Origin of the sequence: Nocardioides sp. Root682, from assembly GCF_001427795.1 — a bacterium.
Lineage (GTDB): Bacteria > Actinomycetota > Actinomycetes > Propionibacteriales > Nocardioidaceae > Nocardioides.
Genome location: NZ_LMHJ01000001.1, coordinates 2,155,518 through 2,171,981, shown reverse-complemented (window position 1 = coordinate 2,171,981; position 16,464 = coordinate 2,155,518). Strand labels below are relative to the sequence as shown.

Annotated in this window: 16 protein-coding genes; 5 read left to right on the top strand and 11 right to left on the bottom strand. The window is 69.2% G+C overall.

Going from position 1 to position 16,464, the window contains the following annotated elements:
• Positions 1-5: 5 nt before the first annotated feature.
• From ASD84_RS10240 to ASD84_RS10220, 5 genes are read right to left on the bottom strand one after another with little or no spacing between them, the layout of a single operon-like run.
• Positions 6-1,160 carry an acyl-CoA dehydrogenase family protein gene (locus ASD84_RS10240; protein ID WP_056709696.1) on the bottom strand — a complete coding sequence of 385 codons (1,155 nt, stop codon included), beginning with the start codon at positions 1,158-1,160 and terminating at the stop codon, positions 6-8.
• Positions 1,161-1,183: 23 nt separating this feature from the next.
• A complete protein-coding gene (locus tag ASD84_RS10235) occupies positions 1,184-2,212 on the bottom strand; it encodes a phosphotransferase family protein (RefSeq protein WP_056709694.1) in 1,029 nt (342 codons plus the stop codon).
• Positions 2,209-2,550: a hypothetical protein gene (locus ASD84_RS10230; protein ID WP_056709692.1), complete on the bottom strand. Its 342-nt coding sequence runs from the start codon at positions 2,548-2,550 to the stop codon at positions 2,209-2,211. Before ASD84_RS10230 ends, ASD84_RS10235 begins: the two co-directional genes overlap by 4 nt.
• Positions 2,550-3,461 carry an oxygenase MpaB family protein gene (locus ASD84_RS10225; protein WP_056709690.1) on the bottom strand — a complete coding sequence of 304 codons (912 nt, stop codon included), beginning with the start codon at positions 3,459-3,461 and terminating at the stop codon, positions 2,550-2,552. The genes ASD84_RS10230 and ASD84_RS10225 overlap by 1 nt, the downstream gene beginning before the upstream one ends.
• A gap of 51 nt (positions 3,462-3,512) precedes the next feature.
• On the bottom strand, positions 3,513-5,285 hold the full coding sequence (locus ASD84_RS10220) for an AMP-dependent synthetase/ligase (RefSeq protein WP_056709687.1): 1,773 nt from the start codon (positions 5,283-5,285) through the stop codon (positions 3,513-3,515).
• A 99-nt stretch (positions 5,286-5,384) separates the two neighbouring features.
• On the opposite strand from ASD84_RS10220, the gene ASD84_RS10215 reads away from it, so the two are divergent.
• Complete coding sequence (locus tag ASD84_RS10215) at positions 5,385-6,206, top strand: oxygenase MpaB family protein (protein WP_056709685.1); 822 nt, start codon at positions 5,385-5,387, stop codon at positions 6,204-6,206.
• An 18-nt stretch (positions 6,207-6,224) separates the two neighbouring features.
• Here ASD84_RS10215 and ASD84_RS10210 read toward each other — a convergent pair whose 3' ends face one another.
• The 3 genes from ASD84_RS10210 to ASD84_RS10200 form a co-directional block, all read right to left on the bottom strand.
• Complete coding sequence (locus ASD84_RS10210; protein ID WP_056709683.1) at positions 6,225-6,854, bottom strand: TetR/AcrR family transcriptional regulator; 630 nt, start codon at positions 6,852-6,854, stop codon at positions 6,225-6,227.
• Between the two features lie 77 nt (positions 6,855-6,931).
• The gene (locus tag ASD84_RS10205) at positions 6,932-8,110 is read right to left on the bottom strand and encodes an acyl-CoA dehydrogenase family protein (protein ID WP_056709681.1); all 1,179 of its coding nucleotides are present in this window, start codon (positions 8,108-8,110) and stop codon (positions 6,932-6,934) included.
• A complete protein-coding gene (locus tag ASD84_RS10200) occupies positions 8,110-9,249 on the bottom strand; it encodes an acyl-CoA dehydrogenase family protein (protein WP_056709680.1) in 1,140 nt (379 codons plus the stop codon). Before ASD84_RS10200 ends, ASD84_RS10205 begins: the two co-directional genes overlap by 1 nt.
• A gap of 109 nt (positions 9,250-9,358) precedes the next feature.
• Between ASD84_RS10200 and ASD84_RS10195 the strand changes: the two genes are divergently transcribed.
• From ASD84_RS10195 to ASD84_RS10185, 3 genes are read left to right on the top strand one after another with little or no spacing between them, the layout of a single operon-like run.
• Entirely contained in the window at positions 9,359-10,135 is a 777-nt protein-coding gene (locus tag ASD84_RS10195) for a MerR family transcriptional regulator (RefSeq protein WP_056709678.1), read from the top strand.
• A 53-nt stretch (positions 10,136-10,188) separates the two neighbouring features.
• Complete coding sequence (locus ASD84_RS10190; RefSeq protein ID WP_056709676.1) at positions 10,189-10,866, top strand: Abi-alpha family protein; 678 nt, start codon at positions 10,189-10,191, stop codon at positions 10,864-10,866.
• Positions 10,863-12,116, top strand: coding sequence for a DUF445 domain-containing protein (locus ASD84_RS10185; protein WP_056709673.1), 1,254 nt, complete (start codon positions 10,863-10,865; stop codon positions 12,114-12,116). The genes ASD84_RS10190 and ASD84_RS10185 overlap by 4 nt, the downstream gene beginning before the upstream one ends.
• On the opposite strand, the gene ASD84_RS10180 is transcribed toward ASD84_RS10185, so the two are convergent.
• From ASD84_RS10180 to ASD84_RS10170, 3 genes are read right to left on the bottom strand one after another with little or no spacing between them, the layout of a single operon-like run.
• Complete coding sequence (locus ASD84_RS10180; RefSeq protein WP_056709672.1) at positions 12,094-13,530, bottom strand: cytochrome P450; 1,437 nt, start codon at positions 13,528-13,530, stop codon at positions 12,094-12,096. The genes ASD84_RS10185 and ASD84_RS10180 overlap by 23 nt on opposite strands.
• The gene (locus ASD84_RS10175) at positions 13,527-14,366 is read right to left on the bottom strand and encodes an SDR family oxidoreductase (RefSeq protein WP_056709670.1); all 840 of its coding nucleotides are present in this window, start codon (positions 14,364-14,366) and stop codon (positions 13,527-13,529) included. Before ASD84_RS10175 ends, ASD84_RS10180 begins: the two co-directional genes overlap by 4 nt.
• A 22-nt stretch (positions 14,367-14,388) precedes the next feature.
• The gene (locus ASD84_RS10170; RefSeq protein WP_056709668.1) at positions 14,389-15,771 is read right to left on the bottom strand and encodes an aldehyde dehydrogenase family protein; all 1,383 of its coding nucleotides are present in this window, start codon (positions 15,769-15,771) and stop codon (positions 14,389-14,391) included.
• A 77-nt stretch (positions 15,772-15,848) separates the two neighbouring features.
• On the opposite strand from ASD84_RS10170, the gene ASD84_RS10165 reads away from it, so the two are divergent.
• The gene (locus ASD84_RS10165; RefSeq protein ID WP_056709666.1) at positions 15,849-16,448 is read left to right on the top strand and encodes a TetR/AcrR family transcriptional regulator; all 600 of its coding nucleotides are present in this window, start codon (positions 15,849-15,851) and stop codon (positions 16,446-16,448) included.
• Positions 16,449-16,464 lie beyond the last annotated feature (16 nt).

Below are 16,464 nucleotides of genomic sequence, written 5' to 3'. Positions count from 1 at the left end.
CGTCGTCAGTCGCGCAGGAGCCGGCTGGCGATGGCGTACTGGTGGACCTCGGTCGGGCCGTCGTACAACCGGAACGCCCGGACGTCGCGGAAGAACCCGGCGACGGGCGTCTCGTCGCTGATGCCCATGCCACCGAGGACCTGCACGCAGCGGTCGGCCACCTTGAACAGCTCCTCCGAGACCATGGCCTTGGTCATCGAGCTCTCGTGCCGGCCCTGGTGGCCCTGGTCGAGGACCCAGCACGCCCACCAGATCATCATCCGGCACTGCTGGATGGCGATCTCGTTGTCGGCGAGCTTGAAGCCGACACCCTGGTGCTGGCCGATCGGCTTGCCGAAGGCGGTGCGGGTCTTGGCGTAATCGATCGCGATCGACTGGGCGCGGACGGCGCCACCGAGCCAGCGCATGCAGTGCGTGAGCCGTGCGGGGGCGAGGCGCAGCTGGGCGTAGCGGAAGGCCTCGCCCTCCTCGCCGAGGAGAGCCGTGGCCGGCAGGCGGAGCTCGTCGAACAGCACGACGCAGTGGCCCTCGACGTAGTTGCGGTCCATCGTGTCCATCGTCCGCTCGATGACGATGCCGGGAGCATCGCCGTGGCAGAGGAACAACGTCGCGCCGACGCCCTCGAGGTCGGCCATGATGATCCAGGTCTGGGCGCCGTTGGCGCCGGTGATGAGCCACTTGCGGCCGTTGATCACGTAGCCGTCGCCATCGCGTACGGCGGTCGTCGCGAGCTGCCGCGGATCGGACCCGGCACCGTCCGGCTCGGTCATGGCGAACACCGAGCGCTGCCTGCCCTCGACCACCGGACGCAGGAACTGCATCGCCTGCTCGGCGTTCGCGATCTTGTCGAGCAGGAACATGTTTCCCTCGTCCGGAGCCGCGCAGTTGAGGGCGACCGGGCCCAGGAACGACCAACCGGCGGCCTCGAAAAGGATCGCCTGCTCGACGTGGGTCGGAGCGGCTCGGCCGTCACGGGGGGCCTGGAAGGTGAGCAGGCCGGCCTCCCGCGCGAGGGCCACGAGCTCGTTGCGCAGGCTCTCGGTGGGGCCGTGCGGAGTCACCCGCGGGTCCTTCTCGAAGGGCACCACCTTCTCGGTGACGAACGCGAGCACCTCGTCGCGTCGTGCGGCAAGGTCGGCGGGGATCTCGAAGTCGATCATGGTTGCCCTCTCATCGGCATGGTTCAGCTCTGCTGGATCAGCTCATGGGCGCGCTCGAAGAGGCGCAGGGTGGTCAGGTGCAGCCGGTCGCCGATGTCCTTCGGCGCGAGACCAGCCAGCGCACGGGCGTGGCTGCCCTCGAGGATGATGCCGAGCTTGAAGCAGGCGAGGACGACGTACCAGTCGATGGCCGAGAGGTCGCGGCTGCTGCGTTCGGCATAGCGCCGGACCAGCTCGTCGGGGGACGCGAGTCCGCCGGCGCGGGTGAGCGGCCCCGCGAACTCGTCCGGTGCTCCGGGCAGGTGCCAGGTCGCCAGCAACCAGCCCAGGTCGAGGAGCGGGTCGCCGATGGTGCACATCTCCCAGTCGACGACGGCGACGACGTCGGGGCCGGTCCGCGAGAACATCACGTTGGCCGCGTGGAAGTCGCCGTGCAGGATGCCTGGCGTCCAGTCGGTCGGGCGGTGGGCGTCGAGCCAGGCCGCCACCTCGGCGACCGGTCCGATGTCGGGGCCCGGGTACTCCGCGAAGGCGTCGTACGACGCCAGTTCGGCCAGCCACCGAGGGACCTGCCGTTCGAGGAAGCCCTCGGGCTTGCCGAAGTCGCCGAGCCCGACCGCGACGTGGTCGACCGCAGCCAGGGTGGCGAGGGCGTCGACCAGTCGCAGCCCCATCTCGTGCCGGATCGCGGCGTCCTCCTGGTGCAGCGCGGGGAGAGCGGTGCTCGCGTTGAAGCCGTCGACCGGCTCCATCAGGTAGAAGACGGCGCCGGCGAGCACCGACTCGTCCTCGCACGCGGCGATCAACGCCGGGTGCTGGACGGCCGTGCCGCCGAGGCTGCGGAGCACCCGGCACTCCCGCCGGATGACGTCGTTGCTGCGTGGACGCAGGTGTTCCGGACCGCGCCGCAGGACGTAGGACCGACCGGCACGCTGGAACCGGAGCATCACGTTCTGCGTGCCGCCCGAGATCGGGACCACGGACTCGAGCGGGCCGTGCCCGAGCCCCTGCTCGTCCATCCAGTGCTCAACGGGGTCGAGGGCGGACGTCATTCCTTGGACCGGACGCGGCGCACACCCTCGCGCGCCATCGCGATCGGCGAGGTCACCACGTTGATCGCGTCGACGGTCGTCTCCAGCGTGGCGATCAGCGTGTCCAGCTTCGCCGCCGTGCCGTCGATGGTCTCGGCGGCGTGGGAGAACCGGTCCAGCGACTGACCGAACCGGTCCAGGGTGGCGTTGAAGTCGGCGAGGACGCCGGTGAAGGTCACCAGGAGGGGACCCATCTCCAGGGCGACGTCGTCGACGCGGGCGAGGGTCTGGTCGACGTCGAGGACGGTCCGGACCCGGCTGCGGAAGGTGCGCTTCATGATGCTGTGCGTCTCGCCCATCAGACCAGTGGTCGACCGAGCCGGCGGCGCAGCTCCAGGTTCCACAACATGGCGTTGGTGGGGTACATCCGGACCGGGTGGGGCAGCGGGCGCGAGACCGCACCGAGGATGCGCATCAGCTTCGCGTGACGCCGCTCGTCCTTGCCGGTCCAGGTGAGCCCCAGCTGGTCGCGGACGGGCCCGGGAAGGAACCCGGTGTTCAGCCACTCGAGGACTGATCCGAGGGGAGCGAGCGCTGCGGGGAGGAAGTCCACCCGCAGCAGGCCGCGCAGGTAGTCGCCGACCCGTTCGTCGATCTGGGCGCGCTCCAGGCCCTCCTCCCAGTACGCCCAGAACTCCTCGGGCGTGCGGTGCCACATGTCCGCCGGCACTTGGAGGGTGGTGCCGAGCCGGGCACTCGCGCGGAGCAGGACGATCTCCTCGTCGCTGGTCAGCGGGCCGTGCATCCGCGTGGCTGCATCCACGAGTCCGTAGTGGATGCAGCTGGCGACCCACAGCTGCAGGTCCCGGTTGAACGCGTTGTACTTGACCGGGCTGTCGGGGGTCGACCGGACCTGGCGGTGCTGGCCGTTGACGGCCTCGCGGAACGCGACGCGCATCTCGTCGCTGCCCAGCAGGGCAACGCCGATGTAGCCGATCGTGGTCCGGAAGCGTTTGAACGGGTGGCGCGTGACCTGACCGCTCTCGACCCGGCTCTCCACGACGCCGTAGCCGACCTCGGGCCACGACAGCTGCAGTACGACGTTCGCCGTACCCGCCGCGAAGACGACCACGCCGTCGAGCTTGCGGCGCAGCAGCTTGATCTCCTCGGCACGCAGCGCTGACTGGTCGGCGCGGATGAACGCGGCTGACTCCTCGCCGGCCTCCGGATGGGCGACGGACTGGTGGAGGTGGATCGGTTCGGCTCCCATCAGGGGACCTCCTGGTCTGTGGGGATGTGGTCGGCGTTCGCGACCACGGCGTCAGCTGTAGAGGGCGTCGATCTCGGTGGCGTACTTCTTGGCGATGGGGGTGCGCTTGAGCTTCATCGTCGGCGTGAGCTCGTCGCCACCGGGCTCCCACGAGGACCCGAGAAGGGCGAACTTCTTGATCTGCTCGACCCGGGCGAGCTTCTCGTTGGCCCGGTCGACACCGGCCTGCACGAGGGCCCGGACGGTCTCGTCCTGTGCCAGGACGGCGGGGGAGGCGTCGGCGAGGCCGGCCTTGGCGCCGTACGCAGCACAGGCGTCGGGGTCCAGGGTGAGCAGCGCGGTGACGTAGGGGCGGTCGTCGCCGATCGCGACGACGCTCATCACCAGCGGGCAGGCGACCTTGACCGCACCCTCGATGTTCTGCGGCGACATGTTCTTGCCCGCCGCGTTGATGATCAGCTCCTTCTTGCGGTCGACGATGCGGACGTAGCCCTCGTCGTCGATCGTCGCGATGTCGCCGGTGTGCATCCAGCCGTCGGTGTCGATGGCCTCGGCGGTCTTGACCGGGTCGTTGCGGTAGCCCTTCATCAGCAGCGGGCCGCGGACGAGCAGCTCGCCGTCCGGGGCGAGCATGATCTCCGAGCCACCCGGCACGACCTTGCCGACGGTGCCGATGCGGATGCCGTCGGGCGGGTTCATCGTGACGACCGCGGAGGTCTCCGACATCCCCCAGACCTCGAGCACCGGGACGCCGAGCGCCAGCATGAAGGCGAGTGCGTCCGGAGCGATGGCCGAGGCGCCGGTGGCGGCGACCCGGACCTGGTCCAGGCCCATGCGTTCGCGCAGCTTGCTCAGCACCAGCCGCTCGGCGATGGCGTGCTGCAGCGCGAGGGCGATGGGCACCGACTTCCCGTCGGACTTCAGCCACGCCACCTTGGTGCCGGTGGCGATCGCCCAGTTCGCGATCTTGCGCTTCTTCTCGTCGGGCTCGGCTGCGAGCGCGGCCTCGATGCCCGCCTTGACCTTGTACCAGACCGCGGGCACGGCACCGAAGAACGTCGGCCGGACGCTCGGCAAGGTGGCGACGAGCTGCTTCGGGTCGTCGACGGTGGTGATCTGGATGCCGTAGCGCAGGTTGTTGTAGTGCGCACCCCAGCGGTTCGCGATGTGCGCGTCGGGGAGGTACGACACGAGCCGGTCGTCGTGGTTCAGCGGGAACCAGCCCTCGAGGGCGTCCATCTCGGCCATCAGGTTGGCGTGGGTGAGCTCGACACCCTTCGGCGGACCGGTCGTTCCGGAGGTGTAGATCAAGGTGAGCACGTCCGAGGTCTCGACGGCCTGCCAGCCGGCGTCGAAGTCGTACGACGGGTCGCCGGCGGCTTCGAGGTCCGCGAGGGTCATGGCGCCGTCGACGTCACCGTCGATGCAGACGAAGTGCTCGACCTGGCCCTCGGGGTTGGCCAGCTTCAGCTTCTCCAGGAACTGCTGCTCGGTGATCACGACCTTGTTGCCGGCGTTGTGGAACAGGTGGGTGATCTGGTCGGTGGCCAGGGTGTTGTAGATCGAGAACGGCGTCGCGCCGACGTGCAGCGCACCCGTGTCGACCACGTGGAACTCCGGTCGGTTGGTCAGCATCAGGGCGACGGTGTCGCCGCGGGTGACACCGAGGGCGGCGAGGCCTGCCGCGACACCGCGGACCCGGTCGGCGTACTCGCGCCAGGTCAGGGCGACGCTGTCGTCGGGGGTGCGGACGGCGACGGCGTCGGGGCGAGCCGAGGCCGTCTGCTGGAAGGCAGCGCAGAGCGTGCGGTTGTCAGTGGCCACCTCGGCAAACTACCCCGGATCCGCCCAATCTGACAACGGTTGATGTCCGAATCGTGGGTGGGGCGTGCACCACACTGCAAGACCAAGCAGGATGGCGCCATGACGCAGCCCCGTCCGTTCGACATCCGCGACCACATCGCCGGCCCGGCAGGCCTCCTGGGGTCGGCCGCGAACGTGATCATGCAGCTCGGCTGGCGCGAGGTGGGGTACGGCGTCGTCGAGAGCAAGGTCGACAGCGGCAACGTGATGCTGCACCCCTGGAAGCGGCTGCGGACCACGATCAGCTACCTCGTCGTCGCCCTCTTCGGCACCGAGGCCGACCGGGCGGCGTACCGCGAGGCCGTCAATCGCTCGCACGTCCCCGTGCGGTCCGGGCCGGAGAGCCCGGTGAAGTACAACGCGTTCGATCCTGCCCTGCAGCTGTGGGTCGCCGCCTGTCTCTACATCGGCTTCCGCGACATGCGCCTGGCGTTCCTGGGGCCGATGACCGAGACCGACGCGGAGGCGCTCTACGTCTACTGCAGCCGGCTCGGCACCTCGCTCCAGGTGCCCCTCGAGATGTGGCCAGCCGACCGCGAGGCCTTCGAGGTCTACTGGGCCGAGGGCCTTGAGAGGGTCCGGTACGACGAGCCGGTGCGCCAGCACCTGCTCGCCATCGTGGACCTGCGGATGGTCCCCCGCTGGATGCGGTTCGGCAACCGGGCGATGAACCGGTTCGCGACGGTGGGCTTCCTCCCGCAGGAGTTCCGCGAGGCGATGCAGCTGACCTGGACCGCGTCCGACCAGAAGAGGTTCGACAGGTTCGTGAAGGTCCTGCGGTTCGGGTCGCGGCTGCTCCCGCGCTGGGTGCGGATGCTGCCGATCCAGCTGCAGCTCGCCGAGGTCCGGCTGCGGATGCGCCGGGGCCGGTCCCTGACCTGACCTGGCCTGACTCGTGGGTCAGGAGGGCTTCTCGGTCAGCTGCTGGACCGAGGACGCCAACAGGTGCCCGACCGTGTCGCAGAGCTCGGCGTGGGTCAGGTCCACCTCGCCGCTCAGGACCCCCTGGGTCACCTCCAGTGCACCGCCGACGGCGTACAGGAGGGTGACTCGGCCGCGGGGTGAGTCCGCGCCCAGCCCGAGCGCCGGGCCCAGGAAGGCCCGCATCGCGTCGGCATAGGACGTCACGACGTTGCGCCGGGCCCTCGTCAGGCCTTCGGCATTGGCCGACACGATCATCGCCGCGCGTGCCTTGCGTGGGTCCTGCTGGAACACCGAGTAGGCACCTTCGAAGGCCGTACGGCAGGCGTCGAACAGGTCCGCCGGCGCGCGCCCGCGCACCGCTGCGGCTCCCTGCAGGGCCACCTCGTCGGCGATCTGGGTGAACAGCGCCACCTGGAGCTCGTCGAGGCTCGAGAAGCTCTCGTAGAAGTACCGCTGGGTCAGCTTCGCCTGCGCGCACACCGCGCGCACGCCGAGGTCCCCGTCGTCGCTCCCGAGCAGGTCGAGGGCAGCCTCGAGCAGCGCCGCCCGGCGACGGCTCCGTCGCTCGTCGGCGGTGACCCCGCGATACGAACGACTCACCGACACGCGGGCGAGCCTAGACGACTGAGTCCAGATGGCCCGCCCGCGGTCGCGGTGTCAGCAGGTGGTGTCAGCAGGCGGTGTCAGTAGGACTTGGGCAGGCCGAGCATCGACGTCCCGATGTGGGCGAGCACCAGCTGCTCGGCCACCGGGATGTTCTTGCCGATGCGGGCATCACGCAACCAGCGCTCCACCGGGAACTCCTTGGAGTAGGCCATCCCGCCGAGTGTCTGGAACGCCTGGTCCGCGGCCTCCCAGGCCACCTGGGCACCGGTCAGCTTGGCGACGTTGGCCTCGTTGCCGCACGGCAGGCCCTGGTCGAAGAGCCACGCGGCCTTGTAGGCCATCAGCCGGCCGAGCTCGGTCTTCGCCTTGATCTGGGCCAGCGGGAACTGGATGCCCTGGTTGGCGCCGATCGGACGCCCGAAGACCTCACGTTCGCAGGCGTACTTCGCGGCGTACGCCAGAGCAGCGTCAGCGGCACCGACGCCACCCGCGGCCGCCAGGATCCGCTCCGGGTTGAGCACGTCCCACAGCACCATGAACCCGGCGTCCACCTCGCCGATCACGTTGCGGGCAGGGACCCGTACGTCGTCGAAGTACACCTGGCTGGAGAACAGGATGTTGCTGCCCATCTTGGGGATTGGCGTGTAGGTCAGCGTGCCGGCGGCGAGCGCCTCCTTCACGTCGATCAGGAAGAGCGTGAACCCGTGGGTGCGCGGCTTCGCGTCGGCGGCCGGGACGGTCCGGGTCACCGCGATCATCCAGTCGGCGTTCTCGACGTTGGAGATCCAGACCTTCTGGCCCTTGATCACGAAGTCGTCGCCGTCGCGGCGGGCCGAGGTCTTGATCTCGAGGGCGTTGCTGCCTGCGTCGGGCTCGGTGAGTGCGAAGCAGAACTGCACGTCACCCGAGGCGATGCCGGGCAGGATCTCGGCCTTCTGCTCGTCGGTCCCGTGGCGCACGAGCGTGGTCGCTCCGAAGCCGGGCGTCGTCACGTAGAAGAAGGTGCCGGCGCCGCCGCCGGAGGCGCACAGCGCCTCGTTGGCGATCGCCACCTCGAGCAGGCCCTGCCCGCCGCCGCCGTACTCCTCAGGGATGTTGAGGCCGAACCAGCCGCCCTTGCCGAGGTCGTTGAAGACCTCGATCGGGAAGCGGTGGGCTTCCTCGCACTCCGACCAGTAGGCGTTGTCGTACTTCGCGGCCACGGCGCGGACGCCGTCCTGTACGGCGAGCGCGGTCTCAGGCAGGTTGAAGTCCATCAGAGACCCAGGCTCCTTCCGATGATTTCCTTCTGGATCTCGGTCGTGCCGCCGTAGATCGTCGAGATCCGGCTGTCGAGGTAGGCGCGCGCGATCGGGTACTCCAGCATGTAGCCGTAGCCGCCGTGGAGCTGGACGCCCTGGTTGACCATCTTGTTCTGCAGCTCGGTCGCCCAGTACTTCGCCTGCGACGCCTCGACGGCGTCGAGTGTGCCGGCGACGTGCTTCTTGACGCACTCGTCGACGAACACGCGGGTGATCTTCGCCTCCGTCGCCATCTCCGCGATCAGGAACCGGTTGTGCTGGAACTTGCCGATCGGCTTGCCGAAGGCCTCGCGGGTCTTGGCGTAGTCGAGGCACATCTCGACGATGCCCTCGCACGCCGCTGCAGCCTGGGCGGCGATGATCAGCCGCTCCTGCGGCAGGTTCATCATCAGCGAGATGAAGCCGCTGCCCTCGGCGCCGAGGAGGTTCTCCTTCGGGACCCGGACGTCGGTGAAGCTCAGCTCGGCGGTGTCCTGGGCGTGCATGCCGATCTTGTCGAGGTTGCGGCCGCGCTCGAAGCCCTCCATGCCGCGCTCGACGACGAGCAGGCTGATGCCCTGGTGGCCAGCCTCCGGGTTGGTGCGGGCCACGACGATCACGAGGTCGGCGTTGATGCCGTTGCTGATGAAGGTCTTGGACCCGTTGAGCAGGTAGTGGTCGCCCTGGTCGACCGCGTTGGTGCGGATGCCCTGCAGGTCGGAGCCCGCCCCGGGCTCGGTCATGGCGATCGCCGTGATGGTCTCGCCGGTGACGCAGCCGGGGAGCCAGCGCTGCTTCTGCTCCTCGGTGCCGAGGGAGATCAGGTACGGAACGATGATGTCGGTGTGCACGGAGAAGCCGGGCCCGTTCGCGCCGGCCCGGGTCTGCTCCTCGGACAGCACCACGTTGAAGCGGAAGTCGTCGATCCCGGGGCCGCCGTACTCCTCGGGGACGTCGAAGCAGAGCAGGCCGGCCTCGCCGGCCTTCAGCCACAGCTCGCGCGGAACGATGCCGTCGCGCTCCCACTGCTCGTTGTTGGGGACGACCTCCTTGGCGAAGAAGGTCCGCACGGAGTCGCGGAAGTCCTCGTGCTCGGGAAGGAAGAGCTCGCGCATGGAAGGGGCTCCTGACGTAGGGTGCGGTGCTGACGGTGACAGTTCAACCGTCAATGTACTGTGACAGTATCACTGTCACAATGTTGGGTGACGAGATCGGGGGAGCAACGTGTCGAACGACACCGCGGCCGGCCAGACCGCCCGCCAGGCCGCCCGTCAGGCCGCCGCGCTGACCGTCGACGAGCTGGCCGCGCGGGCCGGGATGACGGTCCGGACGGTCCGCTACTACGCGGGCCTCGGCCTGATCCCGGCTCCGGAACGACGAGGACGGCAGGCCTACTACGCCGACCTCCACGTCGCCCGCCTCGAGCTGGTCCGGGCGTTGCAGGACCACGGACTGAGCCTCACCGCGATCGAGGACTACCTCGCGCGGATCCCCGCTGACGGAGATGCCGACGAGGTCGCCGTACGGGCTCTGTCGCTGACCACCTGGTCGCCACAACCTCCGGAGGTGATGAACCGCGCCGCGCTCGAGCGACGCGCGGGTCGACCACTCGACGCGCGGACGCTCGACCTGCTCACGGAGCTCGGTGTCGTCGGGCACGCTGGCGGCGAGTTCGAGCTGCAGCCCGGGTTCGACTCCGCAGTGAAGCTGCTGTCGCTCGACGTCAGCATCGACGGGATCACCGCGGCCGGGCTCGCGGTCCGCCGCCACACCGAGGCGCTCGCGGAGGAGCTGACCGAGATCTTCGCGCACCAGGTGGTCGGTCCCTACCGTGCGCGAGCGCACCACACGCCCGAGGAAGCCGCGACCTTCCAGTCGACCATCGTCCAGCTGCGACAGCTCACGCTCGAGGCCGTCGTCAGTGGGTTCCAGCGCGCCGCCAACCAGGTGATCAACCGGTCCCTGCGGGCCGATCGACCGGCTGGGAGCGAGCGCCCGTGACCGATCACGAAGAGCCGTCGCGCTCGCCGCGGCTTGGCACTACCTTTCGACCCATGGCCTCGCTACTTGACCCGTTCGGACTCTGGGGTCCCACGACCCGCGCGGTCGTCGCCACCGGCACGCAGGTGGCCATCTGGACCGAACGCCAGGTCCTCGGCGCGCTCCGCTCGCGCCTCGACATCGCCGCTCCGCCGCGCCCGCCACGGGAGCTCGCCGCGAGCACGGAGAGTCGTGGCGGTTCGCCGCTGCGCAGCAAGATGGACCAGTTGCTGGACCGGGCGCTGGAGCAGAACAGCCGCGCAGGCCGGCAGGAGCTGTTCCACAAGATCATCGACCAGCTGGTGCCCGATGAGGCGCGGATCGTCGGCGCCCTCTCCGACGGGTCCGCGTCGCCGATGATGCACGTGTTCGCACGGACCATCAGTGGGATCGGTGGCGAACCGATCCTGGAGAACGCCTCGCTCGTCGGCAAGATGGCCAACGTGTCGCTCCCGCACATGACGCCGGTCTACGTCAGCCACCTGCTGTCGCTCGGGCTGGTCGAGACCGGTCCGGAGGACCCGCAGCTCAAGAACGACTACCAGATCCTGGGCGCTGACTCCGCGGTCCTGCGGGCGCTGAAGGCAGGCAAACGGGGTCCGATGGAGGCGAGGGTCGAGAGGTACACGATCAGGCTCTCCGCGTTCGGTCGCGACCTCTGGGACGCGGCGACCTCGGGTGACAACGCATGACCAGCCTGGTCCAGACCTGGCCCGAGATCCAGGCGGACTTCTCCGCCAACTGGATCATCTATGCGTCGATGCCGCTCGTGGCGGCGTTCATCGGCTACGTCACGAAGCTGCTGGCGCTGCAGATGCTGTACCGGCCGCTGGAGTTCCGGGGCATCGGGATCCTGGGCTGGCAGGGGCTGGTGCCGCGGCGTGCCGGGAAGGTCGCTGCCACCACGATCGAGCTGCTCACCGAGAACCTGCTCAAGCCTGAGGAGCTGCTGGACAAGGTCGACGCAGCGGAGGCGGTCGAGGAGCTCCGCGAGCCGCTGACCGAGGCCATCGACATCGTCGTCCGTGACCTGGCCGAGCAGCTCCGCCCCGGCCTGTGGGACTCCCTGCCGGAGGCGGGTCGTCGGGCGATCACTGCCCGGGTGCACCAGCAGGCGCCCAAGATCGTGGACAACCTGCTCGCCGAGATGCGCGCGGACCTGAGCCAGTTCCTCGACCTGCAGTTCCTCGCCGTGACGATCCTGGTGAAGAACAAGGACCAGCTCAACGACCTGATCCGGTCGGTTGCCTCCGATGCAATGACCTTCGTGCGCCGCAGCGGGGTCGTCTTCGGCTTCGCGATCGGCTTCGTGCAGCTGGCGTGCTGGGCCTGGTTCCACAATCCCTGGATCATGCCGGCGTTCGGCTTCCTCGTCGGGTTCGTCAGTGACTACGTCGCCCTCAACATGTTGTTCCGGCCCCTGGACAAGAAGAAGGCTCTCGGCATCTTCCCGTTCCAGGGCGTGCTGCACGCCAAGCGGGACAAGATCACCCGTGGCTATGCCCGCATCCTGGCCACCGACATCTTCGCTCCCGAGGTGATCTTCGAAGCAGTCCTCCACGGTCCCACCGCCGACCGGCTCTTCTCGGCCATCGAGCGCGAGATCTCGCGGAGCATCGACGCCCAGTCCGGCATCGCGCAGCCGCTGGTCCGCCTCGCGGTCGGGACCCAGCGCTATCGCGCGGCGAAGGACGCGGTGGTCGAGAAGGTCATCGCGCTCATCCCGGACACCATGGCCCAGGCCACCAGCTACGCCGAGCGGACGTTCGACGTCGAGAACCTCATCGTGGACAAGATGAGCCAGCTCACGCCCGAGCAGTACGAGTCGATCATGCGACCGGTGTTCAAGGACGACGAGTGGCTGATGATCTCGGTCGGCGCCGTCCTGGGCGGCATCGTCGGCGAGATCCAGGTCCTCGTCATCGAGCACTACGCTCGCTGAGCCGCCGCAGCGTGACCGGGAATTCGTCCGTCGGCATGACCAGCGAGGTGTTGTCCCACTCGATCTCGTAGTCCGCGGGGACCTCGAACTCGAAGGTCGTCAGCATCGTGTGGAGCAGCGCCTTGACCTCGTTGGTGCCGAAGGCCATGCCGATGCACTTGTGGGCGCCGCCGCCGAAGGGGACGTAGCCGAAGCGGTGCGCCTTGTGCTCGTTGCGGGGATCCGTGTGGCGCAGCGGGTCGAAGTCGTCGACGTTGACCCAGTGGTCGCCGAGCGCGTGCGTGGCGCCGGGTGCGACGACGACGATGGTGCCCTCCGGGACGAAGTGCCCGAGCAGCCCGGTGTCCTCGGTGGTCTTCCGGACGAGGGCGGGGACGGGAGCGACCAGCCGCATCGCCTCCTTGAAGACCAGCTCCAGCGTGGTCAGCGTCTCGAGCTCCTCGATCGTCGGCGCCGACGTCCCGAGCGAGAGCGACTCGGCGCGTGCCTTGTCCTGCCACTCCGGGTGCTTGGCGAGGTAGTAGGTCATCGCGGTTGCGGTGATCGTCGTGGTGTCGTGCGCTGCCATCATCAGGAAGATCATGTGGTTGACGACGTCGTCGTCGGTGAACTTGAGACCGTCCTCGGTCTCGACGTGGCACAGGGCGGCGAACAGGTCGTCGTCGTCCGAGGCCCGTTTCGCGGGGATCTGCGCCCGGAAGTACGCGTCGAGCGCCCTGCGTCCCTGCAGGCCCTTGCCCCACCGGGTCGGGAGCAGCGGCACCTCGGTGCGGATCAGTCCGGTGCCGGCGCGGACCGCGTCGATGAAGGCCTGGGTGAGTCCGTGGGTCTCGTCGTTGGGCTCGGTGCCCATGAAGATCTCGGTCGCCACGTCCAGGGAGAGGCCCTTGACCGCGGGGTACATCGGCATCGGCTCGTCGGTCGGCCAGCTCGGAACGGTCCGGTCGATGATCCGCTGGACCCGGTCCTGGTAGGCCACCAGGCGGGGCCTCGCGAATGCTTCCTGCATGATCCGGCGGTGCAGCAGGTGCTCCTGGCCGTCGAGCAGCATCAGGCCTCGGGTGAAGAACGGGCCGATGAAGTACTCCCAGCCCGACTGCGAGTAGACCTTGCCCTTGTTCTGGAGCACCTCCTGCACGGCGTCCGGCCCGATCGCCCACACGATGTCCTTGGCGAAGGCGCGGCTCCAGTAGACGTCGCCGTACTTCTGGTTCATCACTTCGGCCGCGTGGAAGCCGTTGCGGATGATCTCCAGCGTCTTTCCCATGAGCGGGAGCCCGCGCTCACCGCGGACCGGCTTCAGCTGGCTTCCCGCTGGGGGCTCGGCGAGGGTGACCGACCTGGTGCCGATGTGCTCACCGGCCGCCGTCAGCAGTGCGTCGCCCGGGAAGTGGAGAAGCGTCGGCCTCCTCACTGTTCGTCCTTGCCTGTCGCTCGCGCCTCGTACGTCGAGCGCTCGGGCCGGTCGAGCGCGTCCATGAACACGTGGTCGGCGCCCATCTTCTTGCCGATCCACTGGCCGACGGAGAACGGGAGCAGACGCGTCACGTTGAGCAGCGGTCGTGCCGACGACGGCACGTAGACCTCGAAGCGGGGCTTGGCCACGGTGGCGACGATCGCGTTCGCCACCGACTCCGGCGTGATCGCCCGGAACGCCGGCATGTCCTCGACCCCGGCCGTCAGCTCGGTCCGGGTGATCCCGGGCATCACCACCGAGAAGTCGAGTCCCCGGGGGTGCAGCTCGGCGTAGGCGCTCTCGGTGTACTGGATGACGGCTGCCTTCGACGCGCTGTACGTCGCGCTGCCCGCGATCCCTGCCTTGCCGGCGGTGGAGGCGACGTTGACGATGTGGCCGCGTCCGCGGGGGAGCATCCGCCGGGCCGCCTCGCGGGTGCCGTGGATCATCGCCCGCGTGTTGATGGCGAAGATCCGGTCGATGGTGGCGTCGTCCTCGTCCAGGAGGGCCGACAGCGGCATCACGCCGGCGTTGTTGATATAGACGTCGATCGGACCCAGCGTCGACTCGACCGTGTCGAGGAAGCTGGTCACACTCTCTGCTGACGTCACGTCGAGGGGGAGCGCGAGTGTGCCGCCGCCGATGCGCTCGGCTGTCGCCTTGGCGATGTCGAGGTCGATGTCGCCGATGGCGACGCTCGCGCCCTCGGCGACGAGGGCTTCCGCCGTCGCGGCGCCGATGCCCCGTCCGGCGCCGGTGATGGCCACGACACGGCCGGTGAGTCGCTTGCTCATGGTGTTCTCCTGGGCCGTGGAATCAGTAGACGAAGCGGGCGAGCCGCTGCTTGAGGTCGGTGTACGGCGCCTTGGCGAGCGCCGGCTCGACGAAGAACCCCGGACGGCGGTAGACCGCTCGCCGGTGGCTGAACGTCTCGAAGCCCCACTTGCCGTGGTACGCGCCGTACCCGCTCTCGCCGACGCCGCCGAAGGGGAGCGACGGTGGGAAGACCTGCATCATCGTGTCGTTCACGCAGGCGCCACCGGACGTCGTGGCGCCCAGGACCCGGTCGGCGTTGTGGCGCGAGAAGACGTAGAGGGCGAGCGGGTGGTCGCCCTTGTTGATGTGGGCGATCGGCTCGCTGATGTCGGCGAAGCCGAGCACCGGCAGGACCGGTCCGAAGATCTCCTCGCCCATCACGGCGGCATCGGGCTTGACGCCGGTGAGGACGGTCGGTGCGACGTACCGACCCGCGAGGTCGACGTCGCCCCCGACGGCGACCTCGTCGTAGCCACCGGCGTCGATCAGACCAGCGATCCGGGCAGTGTGCCGCTCGTTGACGATGCGGCCGAAGTCCGGGCTCTGCTTCGGGTCGTCGCCGTAGCGCTCGCGCACCTCGGTCGCCAGGCGCTCGACGAGCTCGTCGTGCACGTCGTGGTGGACCCACACGTGGTCGACGGCAATGCAGGTCTGTCCGGCGTTGGACCACTTGGCGAACGCGATCCGGCTGGCGGCCTGCTTCAGGTTGGCGTCACGGTCCACGATCGCGGGGCTCTTGCCGCCGAGCTCGAGCGTGGTCGGCGTGAGGTGGCGCGCCGCGGCCGAGGCGACGATGCGCCCGACCGTCCCGTTGCCGGTGTAGAGGATGTGGTCGAACTTCTGCTCCAGCAGCGCGGTCGTGTCCTCGACACCGCCCTCGACGAACGCGACGGCGCTCGGGTCGAGGTACTCGCCGGCCAGCTTCGTGACCAGCGCCGATGTGGCGGGCGCCAGCTCGGACGGCTTGCAGACGACGGCGTTGCCCGCCGCCAGGGCTGCAGCGAGGGGCGTCGCGAGGAGGTAGACCGGGTAGTTCCAGGGGGCGATGACGAGCACCACGCCGCGCGGTTCGTGCCGAATGCTCGCGCGGCCCGGAAGGAACGGCAGCGGCAGGCGAGCCGAGGAGTCCTTGGCCCAGCTGCCCAGGTGCTTGCGCAGGTGGTCGGCCTCCGAGGCCGAGGACGCGACGTCCCCTGCCCACGCCTCGAAGCGCGGCTTGCCGAGGTCCTCGGCAAGCGCGGCCAGGAGCGCCTCCTCGTTCTCCCTCAGCATCCGTGCGAGTACCCCGAGCTGGTCGCGGCGCCAGTCCAGGTCACGGGTCCGACCGCTGTCGAACGTCTCTCGGAGCCGGGCGACCAGCGTTTCGGCGGGCTCTGTCGACATGGGACCTCCACGTTGAGGGTGATAGAAACTGCTCTCGAATCTATCACCGGAGTCGCCGCGGCACTAGGGTCTCCACCATGGAGCTCGCCGATCCCGCCGATGCCGCCAGTGCGCGCATCCTGGACGCCGGGCTGTCCCTGTTCTCCGATCACGGCGTGCGTCGTACGACGATGAACGAGGTGGCCGCCGCCGCCGACCTCGGCGTGGCAACGGTCTACCGGCGCTTCCCGCGCAAGGCGCAGCTGGTGCGCGCGGTGATCCTGCGTGAAGCCACCACCGTCATCGCGGCGGTGGACGCGGCGCTGGCGGGGCCGGGCGCGGTCGAGGAACAGGCGGCGGCCGGCTTCACGGCCTTCGCGCACGCCGTCACGGAGCGGCCCCTGCTGGTCCGGCTGTTGCGCGGTGAGAACGAGCGTGACGGGGAAGCCGTGGCGCCCGGGGACCTGCTCGACCAGATCATGGCGGGTGCCCGCGACTACCTCGCCGGCTGGATCCGCGAGTTGCAGGCGCAGGGCCGCTACCTCGGCGCCGACGCGGACATCGTCGCCGAGATCGAGGCGAGGCTCGCGCTGAGCCTCGTGCTCGCGCCGGAGGGCAGGATCCCGATGCACGACGACGCCGCGACGCGCGCCTTCGCGGCCGCCTACCTGGTGCCCCTGATGGGGAGCGAGTACTAGGCCGGGCACGGCGTTA